We start from the raw sequence: 23,004 nt of genomic DNA, 5'->3' as shown, positions 1-23,004 counted from the left end.
AGGACCCGCCACCGTTGAGGAAGCATGGGAGATAACGACCGCGGGCCCCAAGTCAACAGGGGGTGCCGGGGACACGAACGGCCCCCGGCTCAACAGGATCGAAGAATGGGACTAATCGATCTTGTTGTTGGTCAGACCGGCGCGGAACACGGTGGCATCGCCATCGGCCTGACTCGGATCGTAGAGGTTCAGGGCAGCCACATACATGGCGGCAGCGGTGACCAGGTCGTCCTTGTAGGTGACCTCGTTGGGAGCGTGAGCCTGAGACTCGGCACCCGGGCCAAAGCCCACGCAGGGGATGCCGTAGCGGCCCTGGATGGAAACGCAGTTCGTGGAGAAGGTCCACTTGTCGCACAGCGGGCGACCGGTGCGCTTGTCCATGCTGGGCTCGCAGCCGATGCGCTCGTCACCGAACATGGCCTTGTGGGCGTCGACGAGGGCCTTGACGTGCGGAGCGGTCTCCTTGTTGATCCACGTGGGGAAGTAAGCCTCGGTCTCGTAGACCTCGCCGGTCCAGGACGGACGGTCGTACATGTACATAGAGACCTTCACGTCGTCGCCGTACTTCTTGGCGGCCGGCAGGTTGCGGATCTCGTCCAGGCAGGACTCCCAGGTCTCACCAGCGGTCATGCGACGGTCGATGGAGATGGCGCAGGAGTCAGCGACAGCGCAGCGGCTGGGGCTGGTGTAGAAGATCTGGCTGACGGTGCAGGTGCCGCGGCCCAGGAAGCGGGCGTCCTCGAAGTGCTCGGGGTTGTACTTGGGGTCGAGCATCTTGACGAGGCCCTTGATGTCGGTCGACTCGTCGCAGCCGTTGTTGTTGAGGGCGCGGACGTCGGCGATGATGTCGGCCATCTTGTAGATGGCGTTGTCGCCGCGGTCGGGAGCGGAGCCGTGGCAGGAGGTGCCGTGAACGTCGACGCGGATCTCCATGCGGCCGCGGTGACCGCGATAGATGCCGCCGTCGGTAGGCTCGGTGGAAATGACGAACTCGGGCTTAATGCCGTCCTTGTTGTAGATGTACTGCCAGCACATGCCGTCGCAGTCCTCTTCCTGGACGGTGCCGACGACCATGATCTTGTAGCCCTCGGGGATGAGGCCCATGTCCTTCATCATCTTGGCAGCGTAGGTAGCAGAAGCCATGCCACCCTCCTGGTCGGAGCCGCCGCGGCCGTAGATGATCTCGTCGGTCTCGTAGCCCTCATAGGGATCGGCATCCCAGTTATCGATGTTGCCGATGCCGACGGTGTCGATGTGGGAGTCGATGGCGATGATCTTGTCGCCCTCGCCCATAAAGCCCATAACGTTGCCCAGGCCGTCGACCTTGACCTCGTCATAGCCAAGGCTCTCCATCTCGGCCTTGATGCAGGCGACAACCTCGCCCTCCTCGCAAGACTCAGAGGGATGCGAGATCATAGCGCGCAGGAAGCGAGTCATATCAGCACGATGAGACTCAGCAGCAGCCTTGATAGCGTCGAAATCGAGTTCTTTAGCCATTGTTCATAACCTTTCAAACGAAGGAATCTACCTGTGAGGTGGCGGAGCGATACCTATTTACTCCGCCCCAACGATTAGCAAGTGGGGTATTCGCCTTCCCAGACGATGCGACGGTACTGATCCGGATCCGTGTCGCCCTCGGTGGAGAAGCAGAGCACGGAGCTCGTCTTGTCCAGGCCGATGAGCTCCTTGAGCTCGGCGTACTCGGGATCGAGCATGAGGGTCTCGACCAGGCCGGTGGTCACCGCGCCGGACTCGCCGGAGATGACGCGCGGGTCGCCCTTCTCGGGGGCGCCCAGGGTGCGCATGCCGCGAGCGGTGACCCAGTCGGGGCAGGACACAAAGGCAGTGACGTGGTTGCGCAGGATATCCCAGCCCAGGATGTTGGGCTCGCCGCAGCACAGGCCGGCCATGATGGAGGGCATGTCGCCGTCCACGATGCGCGGGTCGCCGTCGCCGGCGGCAGCGCCCTTGTACAGGCAGGCGGCAGGAGCGCACTCGACCACGACAAAGGTGGGCGGGTTATCGGGATACAGATTGGTGAAGTAGCCCACCACGGCGCCGGCGAGCGAACCCACGCCAGCCTGGACAAACACGTGCGTCGGGCGGTTGATGGCCATCTCGCGCAGCTGCTCGGCAGCCTCAGAAGCCATGGTGCCGTAACCCTCCATGATCCAGGACGGGATCTTCTCGTAGCCCTCCCAGGCGGTGTCCTGAACGATGACGCCGCGCTCGCAGGCGTCGGCCTCGGCGGCGGCCATGCGCACGCACTCGTCGTAGTTGACCTCTTCGATGGTCACCGTGGCGCCCTCGGCGGCGATGTTATCGAAGCGGGGCTTGGTGGAACCCTTGGGCATGTGCACGACGGCCTTCTGGCCGAGCTTGTTGGCAGCCCATGCCACGCCGCGGCCATGGTTGCCGTCGGTGGCGGTAAAGAAGGTGGCCTGGCCAAAGTCCTTGGCAAGCTGATCGGAGGTCAGGTAATCGAAGGTGCACTCGGCAACGTCCTTGCCGGTCTCGTCGGCAATGTAGTTGGCCATGGCAAACGAGCCGCCCAGGACCTTAAAGGCGTTGAGGCCAAAGCGATAGCTCTCGTCCTTAACGCACAGGTTGGACAGGCCCAGGCGCGCGGCCTGGCCGTCCAGGCGGGCAAGCGGAGTGACGGTGTACTGGGGGAACGACTGGTGGAAGGCACGGGCCTTCTTCACGTGGTCGAGGCTCATGATTCCCAAGTGCTTGTCATCGCTCTTGGGCATCGTGTTGCCCGCCCACTGGATCTTATCGGCCATACGGTGAACTCCTTAAGTCCTCTCTTGCCGGCCCCCGCATACGCGTTTCAGCCCATTCCCATTCATGCGACTGAACTTTTATGTGGATGCCAAACAAAAAGTTTGTTAGCACTGTTCTATCACACTTTTTGATTGGCAAACCTAACAAATTGTTTGTTGCCGTAATCGGTACCTTTTCGCCGACGAACGGTTACATAACGCAGCAACGCTTTCGTTATTTGCGAACAGGTGTGGTTTATGGCAAAGTATGCCCAAACTAATTTTTAGGAAGGCACCCATGACCCCGTCACAGATTGAGTTTTACAAGCGCCTCGCACACGGTCTGGCGCTCCAATTTGGCCCCAACTGCGAAGTCGTCGTCCACGATCTGGAGACCGAGGACGTGGACCACTCCATCGTAGTGATCGAAAACGGCCACGTCAGCGGGCGCAAACTGGGTGACGGCCCCAGCCATATTGTGTTTGAGTCCATGCACGAGGGCACCACCGACGTGCACGACCGCGAGCCATACCTCACCAAAACCACCGATGGCAAGCTGCTCAAGTCCTCTACCATCTTTATCCGCAACGACGAGGGCAAGCCCGTCGGCATTTTGGGCATCAACTTTGACATTACGCTTATGAAGGCTTTTGAGCGTTCGCTCGATGCCTTTACCGGCACCGGCGGCACGGGCTATACCGAGCCCGAGCCCATTACCAAGAACATCGGCGACCTGCTCGAGGACCTGCTGCACGAGTGCGAGCAGTTTGTGGGCAAGCCCGCGGCACTCATGACCAAAGACGAGCGCATTCGTGCCATTGGCTACCTCGACCGTCGCGGTGCCTTCCTCATTTCCAAGTCGAGCGAGCGCGCCTGCGAGTTCTTTGGCATCTCCAAGTACAGCTTCTATAGCTACCTCAATGAGGCCAAGGCGGCGGCCGGCGACAAGTAAGCGCTCGCCTGGATTGCCCCTCCCCTTTTGGGCGCGAGTTCTGGAAAGCACGAATCCAAGACCGAGCAGCTTGGGAAGTTCCATATAATCGATGTCATTAGTATTTCGAAAGGATGGAACAGAATGGCGTTGAGCAAGGCATCATGCACCGGTCGCGGATTGATTCCGGCAATTGGTGGACATGTGCACCGCATGTTCGATGAGGGTGAAGACGACCTGTTTTCGCTGAGCCTTGACGACGTGATGGATGATCGCCCGTGGACCGCCGACGAACTCATGGGCGGCGGGGCTCGCCCGTCAAGCCCCAATCCCGCACTTGCACCTAAGTCCGCATCTGCGCCGACTCCTGCGCAGTCGCCTGTTTCGACGCCCGCGCCTACGCCCGCACCCACTTCGGCGCCCACGACCGCTCCCCGCCCCGCAAGCGACCCGTCCGAGACGGCGGCATTTCTCGCTGCGGCGACGCAGGGCAAATCGGCCGACAGCACCGTTATGTACAGCGCCCAGCAGTTGCCCGTTCCTGCGGCACGCAAGCCTCCGGTCACACGGCTCGATGAGCCCGTTGCCCATCAGGTTGGCCATGATTCCTGGGCTGCAACCGATCTGGATGAGACCTCTACCGGCATGCCGGCGCTCGATGTTCCAGTTAACCCGCTTTTTGCCGCCAACACGAGCGCCGCGGACTATGAGGGCGGTGCGGCATATTCCGATTATTCCGATGGCTATGCTGGCACCGGTCGCATCGAGACCGAGGATTATGGCACCGCATCGAGCGATTATCTCAACGATCAGTACGCTGCCACGCCTGCACCGGAATATGGCCCGGAGGCCGCGTCCGCGCCGGCATATACCAAAAGCACGGGCGAAGAGCGCTTCGCCGATTATTACGCCGAGGAAAAGGCGCTGCGTTTCTCGGAATTTCCGCAGGCAGTCAAGGTTGCCTTTATCGCCATTATCATTGCCCTGCTCGGCGTCATTGCGTTTGAGGGATTCCAGCTGTTCCGCGGCCCCACCCAAGCGGAGTCGGAGACCCAGCAAAAAGAGGACGATAACCAGTACCTGGACATCAACACCCTCAAGGGCGATCCCAACGACGGAGACGACGAATAACAAATGCCAAAAATTGAGGGTCGTAGACCAGATCAACCCCGTGCGCTCATTGCCGCACGGGGTTGATCTTTGTCCGCGCGTGCTGATAGACTCCATCGTGCCCGCAAGCAGCGGGCGCGTTTTATCCAGAGTCGGGGTAGAGAGTTGGCTCCACGATCCCGACGCCAACCGGCCAAGAGGCACGGTGGCCCTGCCAACATCGATGAAAGGAGTCCGTATGGACAATTTCTCTGTGCGCAGTGAGCGCAACTTCCACAACCTAGCCGCCAAGCCAAAACGAATGCATCTTCTGGACAAGCCGAACGGCTATGCCTCGGCCATGGTCAAGAGCAGTCTCCCCCACCAGATGCGCTTTACCGTGCAGGCGCTCGAGAAAGAGCTCTACACCGCCGGCGACCCGCACGTACTGCAGATCAAGCTGCTTGGAGACGACTCGCGCGAGCTGTCTAGCTGGAAGCTGTTTGCCGACGGCACGTGCGTCGCAAGCGGTTCGGGTGACTTTGCCCGCGAGTGCTTCTGCGAGGGAGCTGAGGTGTTTCTGGACCTGTGTCGCGACGCCGTCGAGACTGCCGAGCTGTGCCAGTGGAGCGAGAGGGAGTACGCGCTGTTGGGTGCCGCGCGCGGGATTGCGGGGGGGTGTAGGAACAGAAGCCTCATGACGGTGGCCTCAGCTGGAATGACGTATCGCTCGATAAATGATCTCAACAACGTAGCCGATGCGCCGCATTTCACCTCAAAGGCATTGAGCGATCAGGAGGCGTCCAGCATTTCTTTGATATCCCCAATTGATTGTTCCGAGAAAGTCTCTTCATGTCCTTATAATCGCCCTTACGAGAAACGTGGACGAGACAGGCGTCCATATGCCGTCTCTAAACTAACGAGCCGTTCGCGGAAAGAACATCTGGCTAGCATGGGCCAAAGATATACTGGTATCGCTGCAACAATTATGGAAGATCGGCACCACCAATGACCTCCTTGAAATTCTCCAGGCGCTTCGCGCTTAGCCTGCTCGCCTCGCTGTCCGCCACCGTAGCGCTTGCTTTGCCCTCAACCGCCCTAGCCGCGTCGGACCCGAACCCGCCCAGCATCTCCAACGTGACGATATCCGCGACGACAGTCACGGCCGGCTCCACGCTGCATGTCGGCTATAGCGTCGATGACCCTGACGGGGTACGGTCCGTCACGCCCATAGTCGAAGTCCTTGTCGAAAACGATACCGGAGACCATTGAATCAGTTCCCGTCTCGCCTTCTCGTCGACCGGCAACACGACCGCGGGCTTCGATATCTCCACCTCCCCGAGCGACCGGCCCTGCAGGTACCGGATCATCGGCCTCGGCGTGACCGATAGTCTTGGATGGGTTACCGATGTCTACGACACGACGTATGCCGAGGAGAAGGGGCTCGACTGTCCGACCTTCACCACCGACCCCCTCGAGTATGAGGTGACCGAGGGACCCGAGGACCAAAACCCGCCGACCGTGTCCTCCGTGTCGCTCTCGAGCAGGGAGGTCGCAACCGGTGCCGACTTCCACATCTCTTGGACCGTCTCCGATGCCGACGGCGTTCGCTCCGTTTCCCCCATACTGCGGCAGGGCTGGGAGAATTCGGACGACGGCTGCTCTGTTTCGTCAGCCTATTATCACGGAGGCTCGTCTATCGACGGGTTTGACCTCACATTCGACAGCAATAGGATCGGAAGGCACAGGCTGATCGGCCTTTCGGTCACCGATGGCCTAGGGTTCGAGACCGATGTGTACGAGAGTTCCTACGCCAGGGCCAACGGCATTTCGGGCGCGACTTTCTCGGTTGGCGACCCGAGCGAGCTGTGCTTCGAGGTGACCGGCAGCGCGATCGACCGGAACCCGCCCACGGTCTCGAACGTTTCCATCTCCGCGAAGAGGGTCCCCGTCGGCGGGATCCTCCGTATCTATTGCAATGTAGGCGACGCGGACGGCGTAAGGTCTGTCTCCCCGATCCTCGGCGACCCCGGCTATGTCGAGGACCCGAACTCTTTAAAGACCCGCAAAACGTTGAGCTGCAGCTACGATGCGGCAAGGGGCTATATCGAAATCGAGTTCCCCACGTCGCTCTCGATGGGCTCGTTTGAAATCCAAGCCCTCGCGGTCCTCGACAAGACGGGCCACGAGACCTTCGTCTACAGCTCCGCCTACGCCGAGCGTAACGGCAAGACCGGCGTTCAGACCTTTGATGTCGACGACGCGGGGGACGTCACCTTCGACGTGACCGCTCCGCTGTATGCCGCCACCAAGGGCGACGGGCAGGCGTATGCAAAGGACGGCGAGGCCGGTCTGACCTTCCGCTTCAGCGGTCCTCTCGATGAGTTCACGCGTCTCCTCGTGGACGGAACTGAGGTCTCCGCCGAGAACTACACCGCAACCAGGGGCAGCACGATTATCGAGCTCAGGCCGTCCTACCTGGACACGCTCGCCGGCGGCGGACACACCGTCACGGCCGTCTGGAAGGACGGGACGGCGACCGATGCGTCCTTCACCGTGGAGGGGAAGGCCCAAGGGGAGCAGGCGGGCGGAAAGACCGACGTAGATTCACCCGGCGACAACAAAAGTGATCCTGCCACTCCTGAAAAGGACGCCGACGAGGCGGCTACAAAAAAGTCGGGACGCACGACAGCCGATGAACCAAAGCTCGCTGCAACCGGCGACTCCACTTGGATGGCCAGCATCGCATTGGCCATGGCGGCCACGGCCTGCTTCACGGCAGCGAGAAGGCTTGAGCCCAAGCAGCATAGGCACGAACAGTAGCTCAAAGCGAACTCAACTGGGAAGGGCAGATGGATAGCCGTCCTTCTCTTATAATCAACCCAATCCGCTGAAATGCAATCAGTTAACGAGTTTCGCCAGACGCTCGGCCTCTACCCCGCTCTAGCAAGCCACCAGGCGATGAGATAATGCCCACGACTATCAACGTAAGCAAGGAGCGCGCTATGGCAGACAACGAGACCAAACCCTCGGCGAACGACGGCCGAGAGGAGCTCGTGGCAAAACAGCTCGCATCGACCAAAATCCACCTCGCGCTCACTCAGAAGCGGGTGGACGTCTCCGGCGCCATCAAGCTACCGCTCGAGCGAATTCCCCAACTCGGCGTGGCGTTCGCCTCGCTCCGCTCGATGTTTCGCACCGTCACCAACACGGTGAGTGTGCCCACGCTGCTCCAGGCGACTGACAAATATGGTAGCCCGCTCGATCCGTCGAAACTCAACACGTTCAAGGACGGCAGCGGTCTCACAGGGGGCTACCGCGACGCCGCCAAGGGCCTTGGGCAGGCGCGCTTCCACGTAGTCGAGGGCGACATCGCCACGAGCGTCACGCAGGTGCCTTACGATCCAACATCGCTATTCATGGCAGCCGCAATCGCGCAGATAAACCAAAAGCTCGACTCCATCCAGGAGTCCGTCGACGAAATGTTCGAGTACATGCGTCAGCGCGACAAGGCCAACATGCGTGGCAACCTCAAGACGCTCGCAGACATCCTCAACGGTTACGGCCTCAACTACGGCAACGCCACCTACATGGCAAACGCCCATATGAAGGTGCTCGACATCAAGCAGTCGTCCGCGCAGGACATGGAACTCTTCCGCTCGCAGGCACAGGCGGATCTGAAAAAGAAAGGGTTCATCGAGGTGCGAGACGGCTTGGGCAGACGCCTCGACAAGGTGCTCGACTACCTCAAAGACTGCCAGCTCGCCACCTACATCCACGCGTTCTCGCTGTTCCTCGAACCCATGCTCGCCCAGAACTTCGAGCCCGCAAAGCTCGCGGACGCCACTGCGAAAATCGAGGCTGATTCGATCGCGTACCGCGAGCTCTACACCGACTGCTACAACGCACTCGAAGCGGGGGCTGTCGACACCGTCGATGCGGCACTGCTGGGCGGTATCGCGTCCGCGGGCAAATTGCTCGGTCACGCCATCGCAAAGACCCCCGTGGGCGACCATACACTCATCGACGAGGCGCTCGAAGGCGCAGGAGAGAGCATCGGAAAGTTCAACGACAAGCAATCCGAGAAACTCCTCGAAAAGCTCCATCAGGCAAAGACGCCCGACGTCACGCCGTTCAAGCAGAGCGTAAAGGAGATCGACACCCTCTACAACCGCCCCGCGCAGATCGCCGTGGACGCCGAGAACGTCTACATCTTGCCTGCCAAGCAGCAGGAAGAGTAACGATACGCGACAGGCACGCGCCATGCAGACAGCTAACGCCCCTACCTTCCCGCCGCCTTCAGCTTCAGCAGCAGGTCGCCCAGCTCGGGGCACTTGCTAGAAAGGCGCGTCTGAGCTCGCTCGCCCATCCCCCACCGCTGGCGGACTTCCTGGGCGCGCGGGCTCACGCGGTAGTCCCCGTCCATCACCTGCTTGAGCAGCTTGGCGGTCACGCGCGCATCGGCAAGGGCGCTGTGGGCGTGACCCGTCGGCTCGTCGAACTCGATGCCAAGCCACGTCGCCGCGTCACTCAAAGAGACGCACCCGTGGCTGCCCACGTCCATGATCGAGGTGTAAAACGCCTGCAGGTCGGCCCAGTCCGTAGGAAATGCGGCAAGGTCGATGTGCTTTGCCTGGCACTCGGTCAAAAGCTGTCGCCGGTCCGCCCCACTCCAGCAAACCACCTGGGCGGAGTAGCGACCGATCCAATCGCTGAGCCTTTTGATCACCACATAGAGCGGATCGGCTATCGCGGTATCCACGGCCGATATCCCTGTGAGCTCGCGGGCGGGATACGCAACGCCTTCGGTAAATTCCGTCTGCACAAACTGCGAGAACTCGCCCATAACGTTGCCGTGGTAATCGAGCTTGACGGCGCCGACCTCGATAATCTCGTTGCGCAGCCCACGGCGCTGGCGCTGCTTTGGCACCGGCGCAAACTCAAAGTCCAGCACAATCTGGCGCGCAAAGTTCGTCGTATCGATAGCCGAGATACACGGCGTCTTTTCAGCTGACACGGTCATGGCCTTTCTCCGTTAACTGCCGCTTGTTACATAAGCGGCTACATTGCCGTAAGGATAGGCGCCCGTGCGGACACAAAAGCGAGGTGCAACGCCATGCGCCGGTCGCACGCCATGCAGACCGCCCCAAGAGAGTCGCCCGCTCTATTCAAATCCATGAAAAAGATTTAGGCCCGGTGACTTGAATCAGCGGTCATCCCGAGCCCATCAGAGCTCGTAGAGCTCTTGGTTGCTTTGGTCTCGCTCTTCACGGCGCTTATCGAACTTTCCGAGGCACTCAAGCAGCATTCGAAGCATAACAAGTCGCTGCCATTAAGGCGCTGACCTCTTGACCAAGCAACGGCGCTGCCCAGCTATCACCCTTGGGCCGCCGTCAACTTTATTCTATCCGCGAGCATCTGGTTTACCAAATGGATTTTCGGTAAAGGAAGCACGGCACGCCCGCAAAACCACTACGCCCCAAGTGCCGCCATGGGAATCACCGCCACGCCGTCGTCGCGTGTGTAGGCAATGCTCCCCTTTCCAACCACGACCGCCAAAAACGCCGGCGCGGCATTCTGGGCGGCAGGATTGGAGAGCACTTTCCTCTCCAGCGCCTTGAGATTTCTCGCTCCATCGTCTGCTTTCGCATCACTCAGCTTGACCTCGATGGCTCCCCAGCGCCCGTCGTGCTCAACGATCAGATCGACCTCAAGGCCCTTCTCATCTCGGAAATAATGGACACTGTTGTCGACACCGCCGTAGGTGGAAAGGAACACGCGCATGTCGCGCAGGACGAGATTCTCAAAGAGCATCCCCAGCGTTTGCATATCGCCAAGCAGCCGCTCAGGGGTAGCCCCCAGCAACGCCGCCGCAAGTGACGGGTCACAGAAGTAGCGCTTGGGGCGCACGCGAACGCGGGCCTTCGAGCGCATGGGCGGCTCCCATCCGCACAGGTCCTCGGTCAGCTTGAGCCTGTTGAAGAGGTCCAAGTACGCAGCGATGGTCCTCTCGTCGGGGCCCGCCTCACCGTACGAGGCGTCCTTTACGAGCGTCTTGTACGTGACAGCCTGGCTCTCGTTCATGGCAAGAGCTCGCAAAAGGCCGTGTGCAAGCTCGGGCGACATGCCCTCGTCCAGCACGTTGACGTCGAGCACCGAGTGCACGTACTGGCTTGCCGTCTCTCGCGCAAGATCTTCCGAAAGCCCAAGATTTGCAGGCCAACCGCCCCTGCAGCACCAGCGGGCGACGTCATCCACCGTGCTCTCGCGACGCTGAGGGGCAAAATCCTCGCCCTTAAAGAGGCTTGCCAGTGACACGAGCGGCTCGCCGTCGCCCGACTCACACAGGGCCATGGGGCGCATTGACAGACGGGCGATCCTACCCGTGCCGGAATGACGAACATGGCTGCGCTCCTCGCTTTTGAGCGCGGTCGAGCCCGTGAGCAAAAGTGTCCCCCGTTCGTTGCCGCTCGCGTCCACGAAACGCCGGGCGGCATCCCAAACCTCGGGCACCTCCTGCCATTCATCGACCAGGTGTGGCGCATCGCCGATGAGCGCCAGGCTTGGGTCGACCTCTGCCGCCGCACGCTGCGCAGGCTCATCGAGCCTGGAGACGCTCGCCGAGCGAGAGAGCGCCGTCCAGGTCTTGCCGCACCATTTGGGGCCGTTGATCTCCACACAGCCAAACGCCCGCATAAGGGTGTCGAGGCGCTCCTCTATGAGCCGGGGCCTATATCCCTTTTGGGTCAATCTCTTTGGTGCATCCACAGACGGCCGTCCCTCTCTATCACGCGATATGCGAAATTACGCCATTCTCAATGCTGATTTTACGCTACTTTCAATGTAGTTTTTACGCCATGACAGATGTAGTTTTTACGCCATTTTCATTGAAGGTTTTACGCTTGGCATCCTTAGCGCGACGCTCGCTCAACCCCTGACCACCGGATTGCCCGAATTCCGGGATGCTGTCTCCGCTCCAAACAAAAGGCCCCAGCTCGCGATGGAGCCGGGGCCAAAGGCGCAGCGTATGTAGTTGATGCTGAGCGCGAACGGCCCGTCAGCAATGGTCGTCCGCGCCCTACCCTACCCGCGGTGACGGGCGCGGCTGTAGGGCGTATCCACCATGGGCAGATCCGGACGCAGCTTGCCGTCGAATGCGCGATAGGCGTTCTGTACGGCGGGCGCCGTGGGGATCGTCGCGATCTCGCCGATGCCCTTGCCGCCATATGCCACGGGCAACAGCTCGTCCTTCTCCACGTAAATGGCGTGGATATCCGGAATCTCGGGCGCACGGAACAGCCCGAGCGTACCGTACCTTGCCTGGGGTACGCAGTCCTTGAGCGGCCAGTCCTCGGTAAGCGCATAGCCCATACCCATAAGCACACCGCCTTCGATCTGACCCTGGATGGAGATGGGGTTGACCACCTTGCCGGAATCGTGCGCGGCATAGACCTCGCTCACGCGACCGTCATCGTCCAGAATGACCACATGCGTGGCAAAGCCGTAGCAGATGTGGCTCTTGGGATTGGGAACGTCGGCGCCCAGCTTGTCGGTCGGCTCCAGGTACACGTAGCCAAACTCGCATCCCTCGAGCGCCTTGATGGCGGCCGCGGGATCCTGAGGATGCATACCCTGGCCGGCGACGAGCTCCTGCGTGTGCAGCTGATAGGCGCGACCGTCGTCGTACTCGATCTTGACGCCGTCGCCATGCGCATTCACGGGAGCGGCGGGCGCAGACTTGCCGGCCTCGATATCAAGCATGGCATCGCGCAGCAGGAAGGCGGCACCGCGCACGGCCTCGCCGGTCACGACCGTCTGACGCGAGCCAGACGTGGTGCCGGAGTCGGGAGCGTTCTCGGTGGAGCACTCGCCGTTGGCAATGCAGCGAAGCGGCAGGCCGCATGCCTCGGCAACGTCCTGCAAAAAGACGGTGTTGCAGCCCTGGCCGATGTCGGACGTGGCGGCATAGACCACAGCCACGCCGTCCTCGATGCGAATCTTGCAGCGGCCGGCATCGGGCAGGCCTACGCCCACGCCGGCGTTCTTCATGGCGCAGGCGATACCGGCGTGTCCGGGATGCGCATAGTAGGCATCCTTGACCTCGAGCAGCGTCTCTTTAAGCGCCGTGGAGCAGTCGGCAATCTGGCCGTTGGGCAAAACCTCGCCCGGCTCGATGGCGTTACGGTAGCGGATCTCCCACGGATCCAGGCCGACCTTCTCTGCCAGCAAGTCGATCAGGCTCTCGAGCGCAAACTCGGACTGGCAAACGCCAAAGCCGCGGTACGCGCCGGCGGGCGGGTTGTTGGTGTAGTAGCCATAACCGCGAATGTCGGTGTTCTGGTACTTGTAGGGGCCGACGGCATGCGTGCAGGCGCGCTCGAGCACCGGGCCGCACAGCGACGCGTAGGCGCCGGTGTCAAAGTTGATCTCGCAATCTAGGCCGGTAAAGTTGCCCTCGGCGTCGCAACCCAGCGTAAAGGTGCCGTCCATGGCGTGGCGCTTGGGATGGAACGCGAGCGACTCGGCGCGCGTGAGTTTGCACTTCACGGGACGCTGGAACTTATATGCGGCGAGCGCGGCCAGGTGCTGGATGGACACGTCCTCCTTGCCGCCAAAGCCGCCACCCACGAGCATAGTCTCGACGACCACGCGCTCGGGCTCGTTGTCCCAGCCAAACATGTGGGCACACTCTTTGCGCGTGTCGTAGGCACCCTGGTCGGTCGACTGCACCTTGACGCCGTTCTTATACGGGAACGCCACGGCGCACTCGGGCTCCAAGAAGGCATGCTCGGTAAAGGGCGTGGTAAAGCGCTGCGTCACGGTGAATGCGCTCTCCGCCAGCGCCTTGGCGGCGTCGCCGCGCGTCACGTGACGGCTCTGACACACATTGTCCTTGAGCTCCACCGTGTTGCCAAAGGCAAAGAAGCTGTCGTGCAGGCGTGGGGCGTCGGCAGTCCTGGCCTCGACAATGTTGCGCACGGGCTCCAGCGGCTCGTAATCAATCTTTACGAGCTTCTTGGCCTTTTCGAGCGTCGCCTCGTCCTCGGCAACCACCAGCACGATGGCGTCACCCACGCAGCGGGTGATATCGCCCTGGGCGATCATGACGTCCCAGTCCTGGATAAGGTGGCCGACCTGGTTGACCGGCACGTCCTCGGCGCGCAGGATGCCCACCACACCGGGCAGGGCCTCGGCCTTGGAGGTATCGATGGAGAGCACACGGGCGCGCGGATACTTGGAGCGCACGGCGCTGGCATAGGTCAGGCCCGGCTGGTCGATCTCGTCGATGTCGTCGGGGTACTTGCCCTCGCCGAGCACCTTCTTGCGCACGTCGATGCGGAAGGCGCGCTTGCCCACGCCGTAGTCATCGCCGCGCTCCAAGTCCTCGTCGATCTGCTTTTCGCCGCGGAGCACCGCAGCGGCCAGCGCAATGCCCTCGATAATCTTCTTGTAGCCGGTGCAACGGCAGACATTGCCGCGGATGGCGTACTTGATCTGCTCCTCGGTGGGCTCGGGGTCCTCGGCGATGAGCGCCGCACCCGCCATGACCATGCCGGGAATGCAAAAACCGCACTGCACGGCGCCCACGGCGCCAAAGGCGTACACAAAGGCCTCGCGCACGTCCTCGGGCAGGCCCTCGACGGTCACGATGTTGCGGCCGGCGGCAAGAGCGGTGGTCAGCACGCACGCCTTGACGGCCGCACCGTCCACATGAATGGTGCAGGTGCCGCAGGCGCCCTCGGAGCAGCCGTCCTTGGCGGAGTGAATGTGCAGGTCGTCGCGCAGATAGCGCAGCAGTGGCTTGTTCTGAGTCGTCGTGCACTCGACGCCGTTAACGGTAAAAGTGAATTCCTGTGCCATGGTGATTCCCTTCTACACGCCGGCGGCGATGCCGGTGCGGTCGTGGATGGCGCCATGCGGGCAGACGACGGCGCACATGCCGCACGACAGGCAGTCCACGCCGTCGATATGGGCGCAGTTGTCCTCGATGCGGATAGCGCCGGCAGGGCACTTTTTGGCGCACATACCGCAACCGATGCAGCTCGTGTCGCAGACCTTGCGCGCAATGGCGCCCTTATCGGTGTTGTTGCAGCGCACCAGAATGTTCTGGTAGCCGGGGACGAAGGCAATCACGCGCTGCGGGCACGCCATGCCGCACAGGCCACAGCCCGTGCACTTGGAGCGGTCCACGCGGGCGATGCCATCGACCAGCGCAATGGCGCCGTGGGGGCAGGCCGTGACGCAGGCGCCACAGCCAATGCAGCCTTCGCTGCAGTGGGCGTCGCCGCCTGCGGAGGCGCAACCGCTTCCGCAGGCAACGTAGGCCACGTTATGTTGAATGGATTTGGCCATAAGAGACTCGCCTATTTCTTAAGAAGGTACGAATAGTTGTCGCGCACAGCCCTGATGGTCAGGCGGACGGCCTCGGGAAGACCGGTGTTGACGGCATCGACCGAGACGGTGCGGACCGTGCCGGCGACGCGAACCTTAAAGTGGTCCTCGTCCACGGCCAGGAAGCCCTCGTTCTCGGAGTTCTCCATGTCCTCCTCGCTCCAGAACAGGGTGAGCTTGTCCTTGTAGGGACGACCCTCCTGGTAAGGGCAGAACACGGCGCAGTTGCCGCACTCATTGCACATGCCGTCGACATGGACGACCTGATGCTTGGCCAGGCCCGGCACCTTAACGGCCACGTTGGCGCGGTTGGGGCACACGTCGCAGCAGACCTCGCACACCGAGCCGCAGCCCAGACAGCGGGTCTTGGTGCAGTTGCGCTTGTCGCGGCACAGCGACCCCTTGCGCTCGTAGCAAGTGTCCTCGCGGCCGGCCTGCTCGTTGCAGTCGGCGTACTTGTTAAAGTCCACGTCGGCGATGGCACGGGCGACCTCGGCGGCATCGGCGATAGCCTCGACCACGGTGGCAGGACCGCGGCGGCAGTCGCCCGCAGCCCAGACGCCCTCGACGCCGGTGGAGGTAGCGGCAAGGCGGCCGCGACGGTCGTGCTCGACGCCCGCGGCATCGTACAGGCTGGCGTCGATGCCCTCGCCCACGGCGCAGATCACCGTGGTGGCGGGAAGCTCAACAGTCTCGCCCGTGGCGACGGGGCTGCGGCGGCCGCTTGCATCCGGCTCGCCAAGCTCCATAACATCGCAGGTCAGCACGGCGCCGTTGAGTGCCTTAGGTGCCAGCAGCTCGCAGAACTCAACGCCGTCGGCAAGAGCAAGATCGAGCTCTTCCTCATCGGCGGGCATCTGCTTCTTGGTGCGGCGGTAGACCAGGCGCACGTTCTTCACGCCGGCCAGGCGCTTGGCCACGCGGGCCGCGTCCATGGCGGTGTTGCCGGCGCCAATGACCACGACGTCCTCGCCCAGCTCGAGCTTCTCGCCCTTCTTGGCGGCCTCGAGGAACTCCAGCACGTCGAGCTCGGCGCCCTCGCCCAGGCCCGCAGAGCCGGGCATCCAGGCACCGGTGGCCACGACCACGTCGGTAAAGCCCTGGTCCTTGAGCTCGTCAATGGAATCAACGCGAGCGTTGAGCTGCACCTTGGCGCCAAAGGCTAGGCAGAGCTCGGCATCGTGGGAGATATCGTCGCTCGCGATACGGAACTCGGGAATCACGTGACGGACCACGCCGCCGAGCGAATCGCGGGCCTCAAAGATGGTGACGGGCACGCCGGCACGCGTCAGGAAGAACGCCGTCGCCAGGCCGGCCGGGCCGCCGCCGATAACGGCAACGTTGCGCTCGCCGTCGTTGGCGATGGCCTGGGCGCGCAGCTTGGGCAGCACGGCGGTCATGGCCTCGCGGGCGGCCTTGAGCTTGCTGGCGCGAATCTGGGCGCCCTCGGGCTCGTAGAACGCACGCTCGCAGGCACGGCCGCAGGGATGCGGGCAGATGGTGCCGGTAATGAACGGCAGGGCGTTGCGCTCGATGATGATGTTGAGTGCGTCCTCGTAGCGGCCCTCGTCAACGGCCGCCAGGTAGGCGGGAATATCCTGCTGGATGGGGCAGCTCGTGCGGCACGGCGTGGTAAAGCAATCGGAAAGAGGGCTCTTGCCGGCGACCTTGCGGTCGGGCAGCGGACGCAGCGGCTTCTTGTAGAGCGGGTTGGTGAGTGAGTCGGTCTGGATCGCAGTCACAGCCTCGAGAGAGACACCCGCGAACGGCTTGCCATCCAGGTCGGTAAACTCGCCGGCCATCTGGCTAAAGCGCTCGTAGCCACCGGGCTTGAGCACGTCGGTCGCCAGGGTGACGGGCCAAATGCCGGCATCGTACAGGGCGCGGATGTTGTAGACCGTAGCACCGCCGGAGTAGCTGATGCGCAGCTTGCCATCGAACTGCTCGGTAATGCGACGGGCAGCCTCGATGGTCAGCGAGAACAGCGAACGGCCGGACATGTACATCTCGGTGGAAGGCAGCTCGTTCCTCGTCACGTCGACGGGGAAGGTGTTGGTGAGCTTGACGCCAAACTCCAGGCCGCGCTCGGCGCACAGGGCAATCAGGCGCTCGAACATGGGCACGGCATCGGCCCACTGCAGGTCCTCGCGGAAGTGCGTGTCATCGAAGACGATGTAGTCAAAGCCCAGCTCGTTGAGGCGCTGACGTGCAAACTCATAGCCCAGCAGCGTGGGGTTGCACTTGATGTAGGTGTTGAGGCCCTTCTCGGTGATCAGATAGGTCGCGATGCGCTCGATCTCGGCCGGCGGGCAGCCGTGCAGGGTAGACTCGGTGATGGAGTTGGAGACGCGCGCCGGGATGGACTCGACAAACGCGGCGTCAACATGCTCAAACTTGTCCAGGTTAGCGAGCGCCCACGTGCGGCACTCATTCCAAACCTCGGAGCCGCTGGCGTCCTTCATGCCCTCGATGTAGGCGTCGACCTTGGGGCTCTTGATGCCCTCGAGGTCATAGCCCACGGACATGTTGAAGACAAAGCCGTCCGGGCTGCCCAGGCCGTACTCGCGAGCGATGAGGTGGCAGGCAAACCATGCCTTCACGTACTCGGCAAAGGCCTGCGGAACCTCGAGCTCGGTCGACCACTCGCAGTTATAGCACTCGTCCTGCGCCACGATGCAGGGCTTGTTCACACACTTGGAGAGCTCCTCGCCGTCCATAACCTGAACGGTCTTGAGCTCAAAGAAGCGGGAACCGGCCACGTAGGATGCCACGATGTTCTGGGCAAGCTGCGTGTTGGGGCCGGCGGCCGGGCCAAACGGAGTCTCGATGCGCTCGTCAAAAATGGGAAGCGCGCCCTCCTGGTTGGTCGTGACCATCTTGCGCACGCCAAAGACGGCGCCCTGAGTCTTGTGCTCCTCGATGATCCAGTTCATCAGCTGCGAAAACGGGATCGGCCTCATGATGTCGCTCATAGTGAGCTCCTCTCTGTAACGCCCGGCGAGACCGCGCGGCGGGCGCAAATACGGTGTAGCGCTAGCACAGCGCCGGCGACCCCGCGGAGGTCGCCTATACGCGCGTCGGATGCGGCGAAACATCCGACGCGCGCGAATCTACTTGTAATTAGTAGGCGCGATCGTTGAGCGTGCTCCAGAGCTTCTTGGACTCGGCCATGGTCCACGCGTTGATCTTGTCCTCATCAATGCCAACGAACTCGCGATCCTTGTACAGGACGCGGCCGTTGATGATGGTGGTGCGGCAGTTTTTGCCCATCATGCCAAAGAGCATGTGGCCGTCGATGTTCTCCTCGCTCAACGGCGTAAAAGGCTTGTAGTCCATAACGATGACGTCGGCGGCAGCGCCGGCCTCGAGCACACCAAGCTTGCGATCGAAGTACTTGCTCGCCATCTTGGCATTGTTCTCGAACAGCATGGTCATGGCCTCGCACCAGCCCACGTTGGGCATAGCGGCGTTGTGGCGCTGAATGATCAGGAAGACCTTAAGGCTCTCGAGCATATCGTGAGTGTAGGCGTCGGTGCCCATGCACACGGGAATGCCGCGGCGGAAGAACTCGAGCACGGGGGCACAGCCCACGGCGTTGCCCATATTGGATTCGGGGTTGTTGACGAGCCAGGTGCCGGACTCCTTGACGATGTCCATCTCGGCAGGTGTCACGTGGATGCAGTGGCCGAGCATGGTGTCGGGACCGAGCAGGTTGTGCTGCAGCAGGCGCTCGACGGGGCTGATGCCGCCGCGGTTGAGGCGGGAGTCCCACACGTCATTCATGCCCTCGCACACATGGATGTGGAAACCGGTCAGGCCGTTGTTGGCCTCGGCCATCTTGTCCATGGTCTCGTCCGAAAGCGTAAAGGTGGCGTGACCGCCAAACATGGCGGCGATCATGTGGTTGTCGTTATCGCGACGCTCCTTGGCGGCCCACTGGGCAAACTCGGCGTTCTCGGCAATGGCCTGGTCGCATTTTTCCTGACCGCGGCGGTCGGAGACCTCGTAGCACAGGCACGAACGCATGCCCAGCTCCTGAGCGGCGTCCTTAATGGTAAAGAGGCTGCCCGGAATCTCGCAGAAGCTCGCATGGTGATCGAAGATCGTGGTGACGCCGTCGCGGATGGAATCCAGAATCGTGGCATAGGCGCTGGCCTTGGTGCCGTCGAGCGTCAGGTTGTCGTCGATCTTCCACCACTGCTGCTCAAGATTCTCCAGGAAGTTGGTGGGGTTGCAGCCCTTAATGGCAAGGCCGCGGGCCAGACCCGAGTAGATGTGGGTGTGGCAGTTGATAAGTCCGGGCATGATGAGGTTGCCCTGGGCGTCGACGTACTCGGCATCCGGGTACTTGGCCTTGAGCTCGCGCTCGGGGCCCACTTCGACGATCGTATCTCCGTCAATGGCGACCGCACCGTTGGGAATGAACGGAGTCTGAGCGTTGCGGGTAAAGACGGAACCGTTAGCGACCAGAAGCATAAATGCTCCCTTCAACATCAGGGGCGGGGTTTGACACCTCTGACATGGCGGAAGTGCGAAGCGCCGGCCTACACCGGAAACGGGCCCTCTCCCGTCAACGCTTCACCAAAGGGACGAGCCCTTTGAAGTGCGGCTTGGCGCCGCATGGCGCCGGCGGACGAGGCGATGCGTCCGCCGGCGAATAGCACCGAATTGGTTACTTCTTGCTCTCGGGCAGGACCAGATTCACAGCGGCATCCTTGGCGGCATCGATGTGCTGAGCCACGACCGGCGTCTGCGGAAGGATCAGGTTGAGCACGATGGCCATGATGGCGGTGGGGGTTACGGCGTTGGAGCCGATGACGGTGGACACCCAGGTGGGCATGCCCTCGCCGGCAAGGCAACCGCTGGCCATCCAGATACCCAAGCCAAAGACAACGGAGGTGCCGACGATGGTGGTGGTGCGCTGCGTGAGGCCCTCGCGGGTGAACATGCGCACACCGTTCATGGTGATGGTGCCAAAGACGCCGACGGTCGCGCCGCCGATAACAGGCTGCGGGATGGCGGAGAGCACGGCAGAGAGCTGCGGGAACAGACCGGCGATGGCAAAGACGGCCGCGATGATCACAAAGACCCACTTGTTGACGACCTTGTTGGAGCAGATGATGCCCACGTTCTGGCCAAGGGCGCTGGTGGGAAGACCGCCCAGCAGGCCGCCGACCATAGAAGTGAGGCCCTGGGACACGATAGCGCCGGAAAGCTCGCGCTCGGTGGGCATACGGTCGATGGAGCCCAGGCAGGCGGCGGAGACGTCACCGATAACCTGGATGGCAACCATGGGGAACACGACGGCGAGGGTAATGCAGACCTCGGGATCAAACTCGAGCGCGTAGGGCATGAGCTTGGGAAGAGCGAAGACCTGAGCGGTGGCGACGCTGGAGAAGTCGATCATGCCAAAGGGGATCGAAACGATCATGCCAACGATCATGCCAAAGAACACGGATCCCAGCTTGAGCGTGCCCTTTCCAAAGTTGGCGAGCGCGAAGACGACGGCGAAGGTGATAAGAGCGACGCACCATGCCTGCGGGGTGCCCCACAACGGCGTGCCCATGCCACCGGCCATGTATTTGACGGCCGTGGGATAGAGAGAGACGCCAATGGAGAAGATGACCGTGCCGGTCACGACGGGCGGGAACAGCCACTTAATCTTGCTGTAGGCCAGACCAAAGAGGACCGCGACGGCACCGCCAACGATCTCGCCGCCCAGCAGCGCGCCAAAACTAAAGCCCGAGGCGCCCATGGCCTGAAGGGCCGGCAGGAACGCGAACGAAACGCCCATGACGATGGGCAGGCCGCCGCCAATGCGACGGAAGGGAGCGAAGGCCTGAAGGGCCGTGTCGATCGCCGAAAGAATGAGTGCAACCTGAATGATGTCGGTGCTCTGCTGGCTATTAAAGCCGTAGACGCCGGCCATGATGACCGCCGGGGTAATGATGCCGGCAAACGATGCCAGTACATGCTGAAGGGCACACGGGATCATTTCCTTAACGGGCGGCATGCCTTCGCGAGTGAACAGGGCTTCAGTGCCGTTCGTAACCGTCTCCTGGGTCATTTGACCACCAATCCTCGAAATAGTTGTTTTCGCATCTAACGCTCTATTGTGACGCAGTGCGGGGTTGAGGTTGTGCCTTCGTTGCATATCGTATTAAAGATGATTCTCATTCTCAATAATAATTTTTTGTTATCAGACTATTCTTCAGCTGAGATAATGCATTTCCGCAGGTCAGGAAAGTGTCTGGTCAAAATGACATCTTACTTTTCTTTTGGTCAACCGTTTACCGCTAAATTCCTACCGTTCGTCTGTATTACGCAATGTACCTGCGGATATACGAGTCAATAGACACCGTGTTACCATGATAAAAAATTGTTATGAACACTTCGATAGAACCCAAAGGAGTTGCCCGTGAACGAGACCGTACGCCGCTTTTTGCCGATGGTCGATTTCCTGGAGCAGGTACTCGGTAAGAACAGCGAAATCGTGCTGCACGATTTCTCGGATCCCGACCACGCCATCGTCGATATTCGCAACGGCATCGTGAGCGGCCGTAAGGTCGGCGGTCCCGCCACCGATCTGGCACTCAAGATCATGCACGATGGTAAATATCGCGATCTGCCGTTCATTACGGGCTACGAAGGCCGCGGTGCCGGTGGCAAGACGCTGGAGTCGGCGACGTACTTCATTCGCGAGGACGGCGAGATCGTCGGCATGCTCTGCGTCAACACCGATCTTTCGGCCGTGCGCAACATCAGTGCCATGGCCCAGCAGCTTATGGCCTGCTTTGACGCCGCTCCCGCACGCACCGAGCCCTCCCCCATCGAGGTCGAAAGCCTTTCGGAGTCCACGCAGGAGCTCATCGACCGCAGTATTTCCGAGCTGCTGAGCGCTCGCGGGCTGGATGTGACGTCGCTTGGTCAAAGCGACCGCGTGGAAGTCATTCGCCACCTCAACGGCAACGGAGTGTTCATGCTCAAGGGCGCCGTAGCCTGCGCCGCCACCGCGCTGGGCATCTCGGAGCCCAGCGTCTACCGCTACCTGCAAAAAGTCCGCAAGGAAGGCTAACCCGCTGACTCCTTGGGGACGGAGGAAAACGGATCATTTTTGTCGCATCGCTTGACAAAAGACCCTGCAGTTCACACGCACTGCAGGGTCTTTTTGCATGTCATGTTTAGTTGTTGCCAACCCCTTAGAGAGCGGCGACGACCTCAATCTCAACCAGACCGCCGGCCGGAAGGGCGGCAACCTGGAAAGCGCTGCGCGCGGGGAACGGAGCCTCGAACTTGGAGGCGTAGATCTCGTTCACGGCAGCGAAGTCGGCAATGTCGGCCAGATAGACCGTGGTCTTAACGACATCGGCAAAGGTGGCGCCGGCAGCGGTCAGCAGGGCCTCGACGTTAGCAAGGGACTGCTTAGCCTGGGCCTCGACGCCCTCGGGCATCTTGCCGGTTGCGGGGTCGATGCCCAGCTGGCCGGACAGGAACACCATGTTGCCGGTCTGGATGCCGGGGGAATACGGGCCGATGGCTGCAGGTGCGTTATCGGAAGACACGACGGTCTTGCTCATGTTTTTCTCCTTACGATCAGATAGAGAGCGTGAGCGCGGCGTTCACACCGGGAGGCACAATTCGGTCTGAACACCGCGCTTGATTTGGGATAGTACTCAAGGTTTCCGCGCAATGCAAGATTATTATCACGTTGCGAGAATATTTTATCGCCCAACGGTTTCCCCGAACCGCTGAACGGTTCTCATGTGGAGCAGCCAGTCCAAGCTGCTGAGGACTTTATCCAGCTTGGAGCACGGGCGTCGCCCACCG

17 protein-coding genes and 1 riboswitch are annotated in these 23,004 nt (G+C 61.5%); of the genes, 6 read left to right on the top strand and 11 right to left on the bottom strand.

Features of this window, described 5'->3' with window-relative positions; translation table 11 throughout:
* Window positions 1-111: 111 nt before the first annotated feature.
* Together ABHR63_RS03835 and dpaL are read right to left on the bottom strand one after the other, a co-directional pair.
* Window positions 112-1,497, bottom strand: coding sequence for a YgeY family selenium metabolism-linked hydrolase (locus tag ABHR63_RS03835; RefSeq protein ID WP_195232234.1), 1,386 nt, complete (start codon window positions 1,495-1,497; stop codon window positions 112-114).
* A 74-nt stretch (window positions 1,498-1,571) separates the two neighbouring features.
* Window positions 1,572-2,786, bottom strand: a complete 1,215-nt coding sequence (gene dpaL / locus ABHR63_RS03830) for a diaminopropionate ammonia-lyase (RefSeq protein WP_346964936.1) — start codon at window positions 2,784-2,786, stop codon at window positions 1,572-1,574.
* Between the two features lie 277 nt (window positions 2,787-3,063).
* Here dpaL and ABHR63_RS03825 point away from each other — a divergent pair, with 277 nt between their 5' ends.
* From ABHR63_RS03825 to ABHR63_RS03815, 3 genes are all read left to right on the top strand, one after another.
* Window positions 3,064-3,717 carry a helix-turn-helix transcriptional regulator gene (locus ABHR63_RS03825; RefSeq protein WP_055310373.1) on the top strand — a complete coding sequence of 218 codons (654 nt, stop codon included), beginning with the start codon at window positions 3,064-3,066 and terminating at the stop codon, window positions 3,715-3,717.
* A 123-nt stretch (window positions 3,718-3,840) separates the two neighbouring features.
* Window positions 3,841-4,827, top strand: a complete 987-nt coding sequence (locus ABHR63_RS03820; protein WP_346964935.1) for a hypothetical protein — start codon at window positions 3,841-3,843, stop codon at window positions 4,825-4,827.
* Between the two features lie 118 nt (window positions 4,828-4,945).
* Window positions 4,946-5,036: riboswitch (SAM riboswitch) on the top strand.
* An 8-nt stretch (window positions 5,037-5,044) separates the two neighbouring features.
* The gene (locus ABHR63_RS03815; protein ID WP_196025276.1) at window positions 5,045-5,797 is read left to right on the top strand and encodes a hypothetical protein; all 753 of its coding nucleotides are present in this window, start codon (window positions 5,045-5,047) and stop codon (window positions 5,795-5,797) included.
* On the opposite strand, the gene ABHR63_RS03810 is transcribed toward ABHR63_RS03815, so the two are convergent.
* Window positions 5,772-5,948, bottom strand: a complete 177-nt coding sequence (locus tag ABHR63_RS03810; protein ID WP_346964934.1) for a hypothetical protein — start codon at window positions 5,946-5,948, stop codon at window positions 5,772-5,774. The two genes, ABHR63_RS03815 and ABHR63_RS03810, sit on opposite strands and share 26 nt — an antisense overlap.
* A gap of 217 nt (window positions 5,949-6,165) precedes the next feature.
* On the opposite strand from ABHR63_RS03810, the gene ABHR63_RS03805 reads away from it, so the two are divergent.
* Together ABHR63_RS03805 and ABHR63_RS03800 are read left to right on the top strand one after the other, a co-directional pair.
* Window positions 6,166-7,608 (top strand): hypothetical protein, encoded by a 1,443-nt coding sequence (locus ABHR63_RS03805; protein WP_346964933.1) that lies wholly within the window; start codon window positions 6,166-6,168, stop codon window positions 7,606-7,608.
* A 182-nt stretch (window positions 7,609-7,790) separates the two neighbouring features.
* The gene (locus tag ABHR63_RS03800; RefSeq protein WP_196025278.1) at window positions 7,791-9,026 is read left to right on the top strand and encodes a hypothetical protein; all 1,236 of its coding nucleotides are present in this window, start codon (window positions 7,791-7,793) and stop codon (window positions 9,024-9,026) included.
* Window positions 9,027-9,067: 41 nt separating this feature from the next.
* Here the strand turns inward: ABHR63_RS03800 and ABHR63_RS03795 are convergent, their stop codons facing one another.
* The 7 genes from ABHR63_RS03795 to ABHR63_RS03765 all read right to left on the bottom strand — a co-directional run bounded on the left by ABHR63_RS03795 (window position 9,068) and on the right by ABHR63_RS03765 (window position 21,244).
* Window positions 9,068-9,808, bottom strand: coding sequence for a 3'-5' exonuclease (locus ABHR63_RS03795; RefSeq protein ID WP_346964932.1), 741 nt, complete (start codon window positions 9,806-9,808; stop codon window positions 9,068-9,070).
* A 449-nt stretch (window positions 9,809-10,257) separates the two neighbouring features.
* Window positions 10,258-11,463, bottom strand: a complete 1,206-nt coding sequence (locus ABHR63_RS03790) for an ATP-binding protein (protein ID WP_271755780.1) — start codon at window positions 11,461-11,463, stop codon at window positions 10,258-10,260.
* 405 nt (window positions 11,464-11,868) lie between these two features.
* On the bottom strand, window positions 11,869-14,646 hold the full coding sequence (gene xdh / locus ABHR63_RS03785; RefSeq protein ID WP_346964931.1) for a selenium-dependent xanthine dehydrogenase: 2,778 nt from the start codon (window positions 14,644-14,646) through the stop codon (window positions 11,869-11,871).
* Window positions 14,647-14,658: 12 nt separating this feature from the next.
* Complete coding sequence (locus ABHR63_RS03780) at window positions 14,659-15,138, bottom strand: 4Fe-4S binding protein (protein WP_055309382.1); 480 nt, start codon at window positions 15,136-15,138, stop codon at window positions 14,659-14,661.
* An 11-nt stretch (window positions 15,139-15,149) separates the two neighbouring features.
* Window positions 15,150-18,149 (bottom strand): putative selenate reductase subunit YgfK, encoded by a 3,000-nt coding sequence (gene ygfK, locus ABHR63_RS03775; RefSeq protein WP_346964930.1) that lies wholly within the window; start codon window positions 18,147-18,149, stop codon window positions 15,150-15,152.
* A 148-nt stretch (window positions 18,150-18,297) separates the two neighbouring features.
* Window positions 18,298-19,653 carry a putative aminohydrolase SsnA gene (gene ssnA, locus ABHR63_RS03770; RefSeq protein ID WP_195503601.1) on the bottom strand — a complete coding sequence of 452 codons (1,356 nt, stop codon included), beginning with the start codon at window positions 19,651-19,653 and terminating at the stop codon, window positions 18,298-18,300.
* Between the two features lie 196 nt (window positions 19,654-19,849).
* Window positions 19,850-21,244: a uracil-xanthine permease family protein gene (locus tag ABHR63_RS03765; protein ID WP_117745829.1), complete on the bottom strand. Its 1,395-nt coding sequence runs from the start codon at window positions 21,242-21,244 to the stop codon at window positions 19,850-19,852.
* A gap of 351 nt (window positions 21,245-21,595) precedes the next feature.
* Here ABHR63_RS03765 and ABHR63_RS03760 point away from each other — a divergent pair, with 351 nt between their 5' ends.
* Entirely contained in the window at window positions 21,596-22,252 is a 657-nt protein-coding gene (locus ABHR63_RS03760; RefSeq protein ID WP_271761154.1) for a helix-turn-helix transcriptional regulator, read from the top strand.
* 124 nt (window positions 22,253-22,376) lie between these two features.
* Here ABHR63_RS03760 and ABHR63_RS03755 read toward each other — a convergent pair whose 3' ends face one another.
* Window positions 22,377-22,754, bottom strand: coding sequence for a RidA family protein (locus ABHR63_RS03755; protein WP_035137477.1), 378 nt, complete (start codon window positions 22,752-22,754; stop codon window positions 22,377-22,379).
* Window positions 22,755-23,004: the final 250 nt, after the last annotated feature.

It is taken from the genome of Collinsella aerofaciens, from assembly GCF_039752775.1.
GTDB lineage: Bacteria > Actinomycetota > Coriobacteriia > Coriobacteriales > Coriobacteriaceae > Collinsella > Collinsella aerofaciens_R.
Note: the sequence above shows the minus strand (reverse complement) of the source record. Positions and strands in the feature narration are given on the sequence as shown.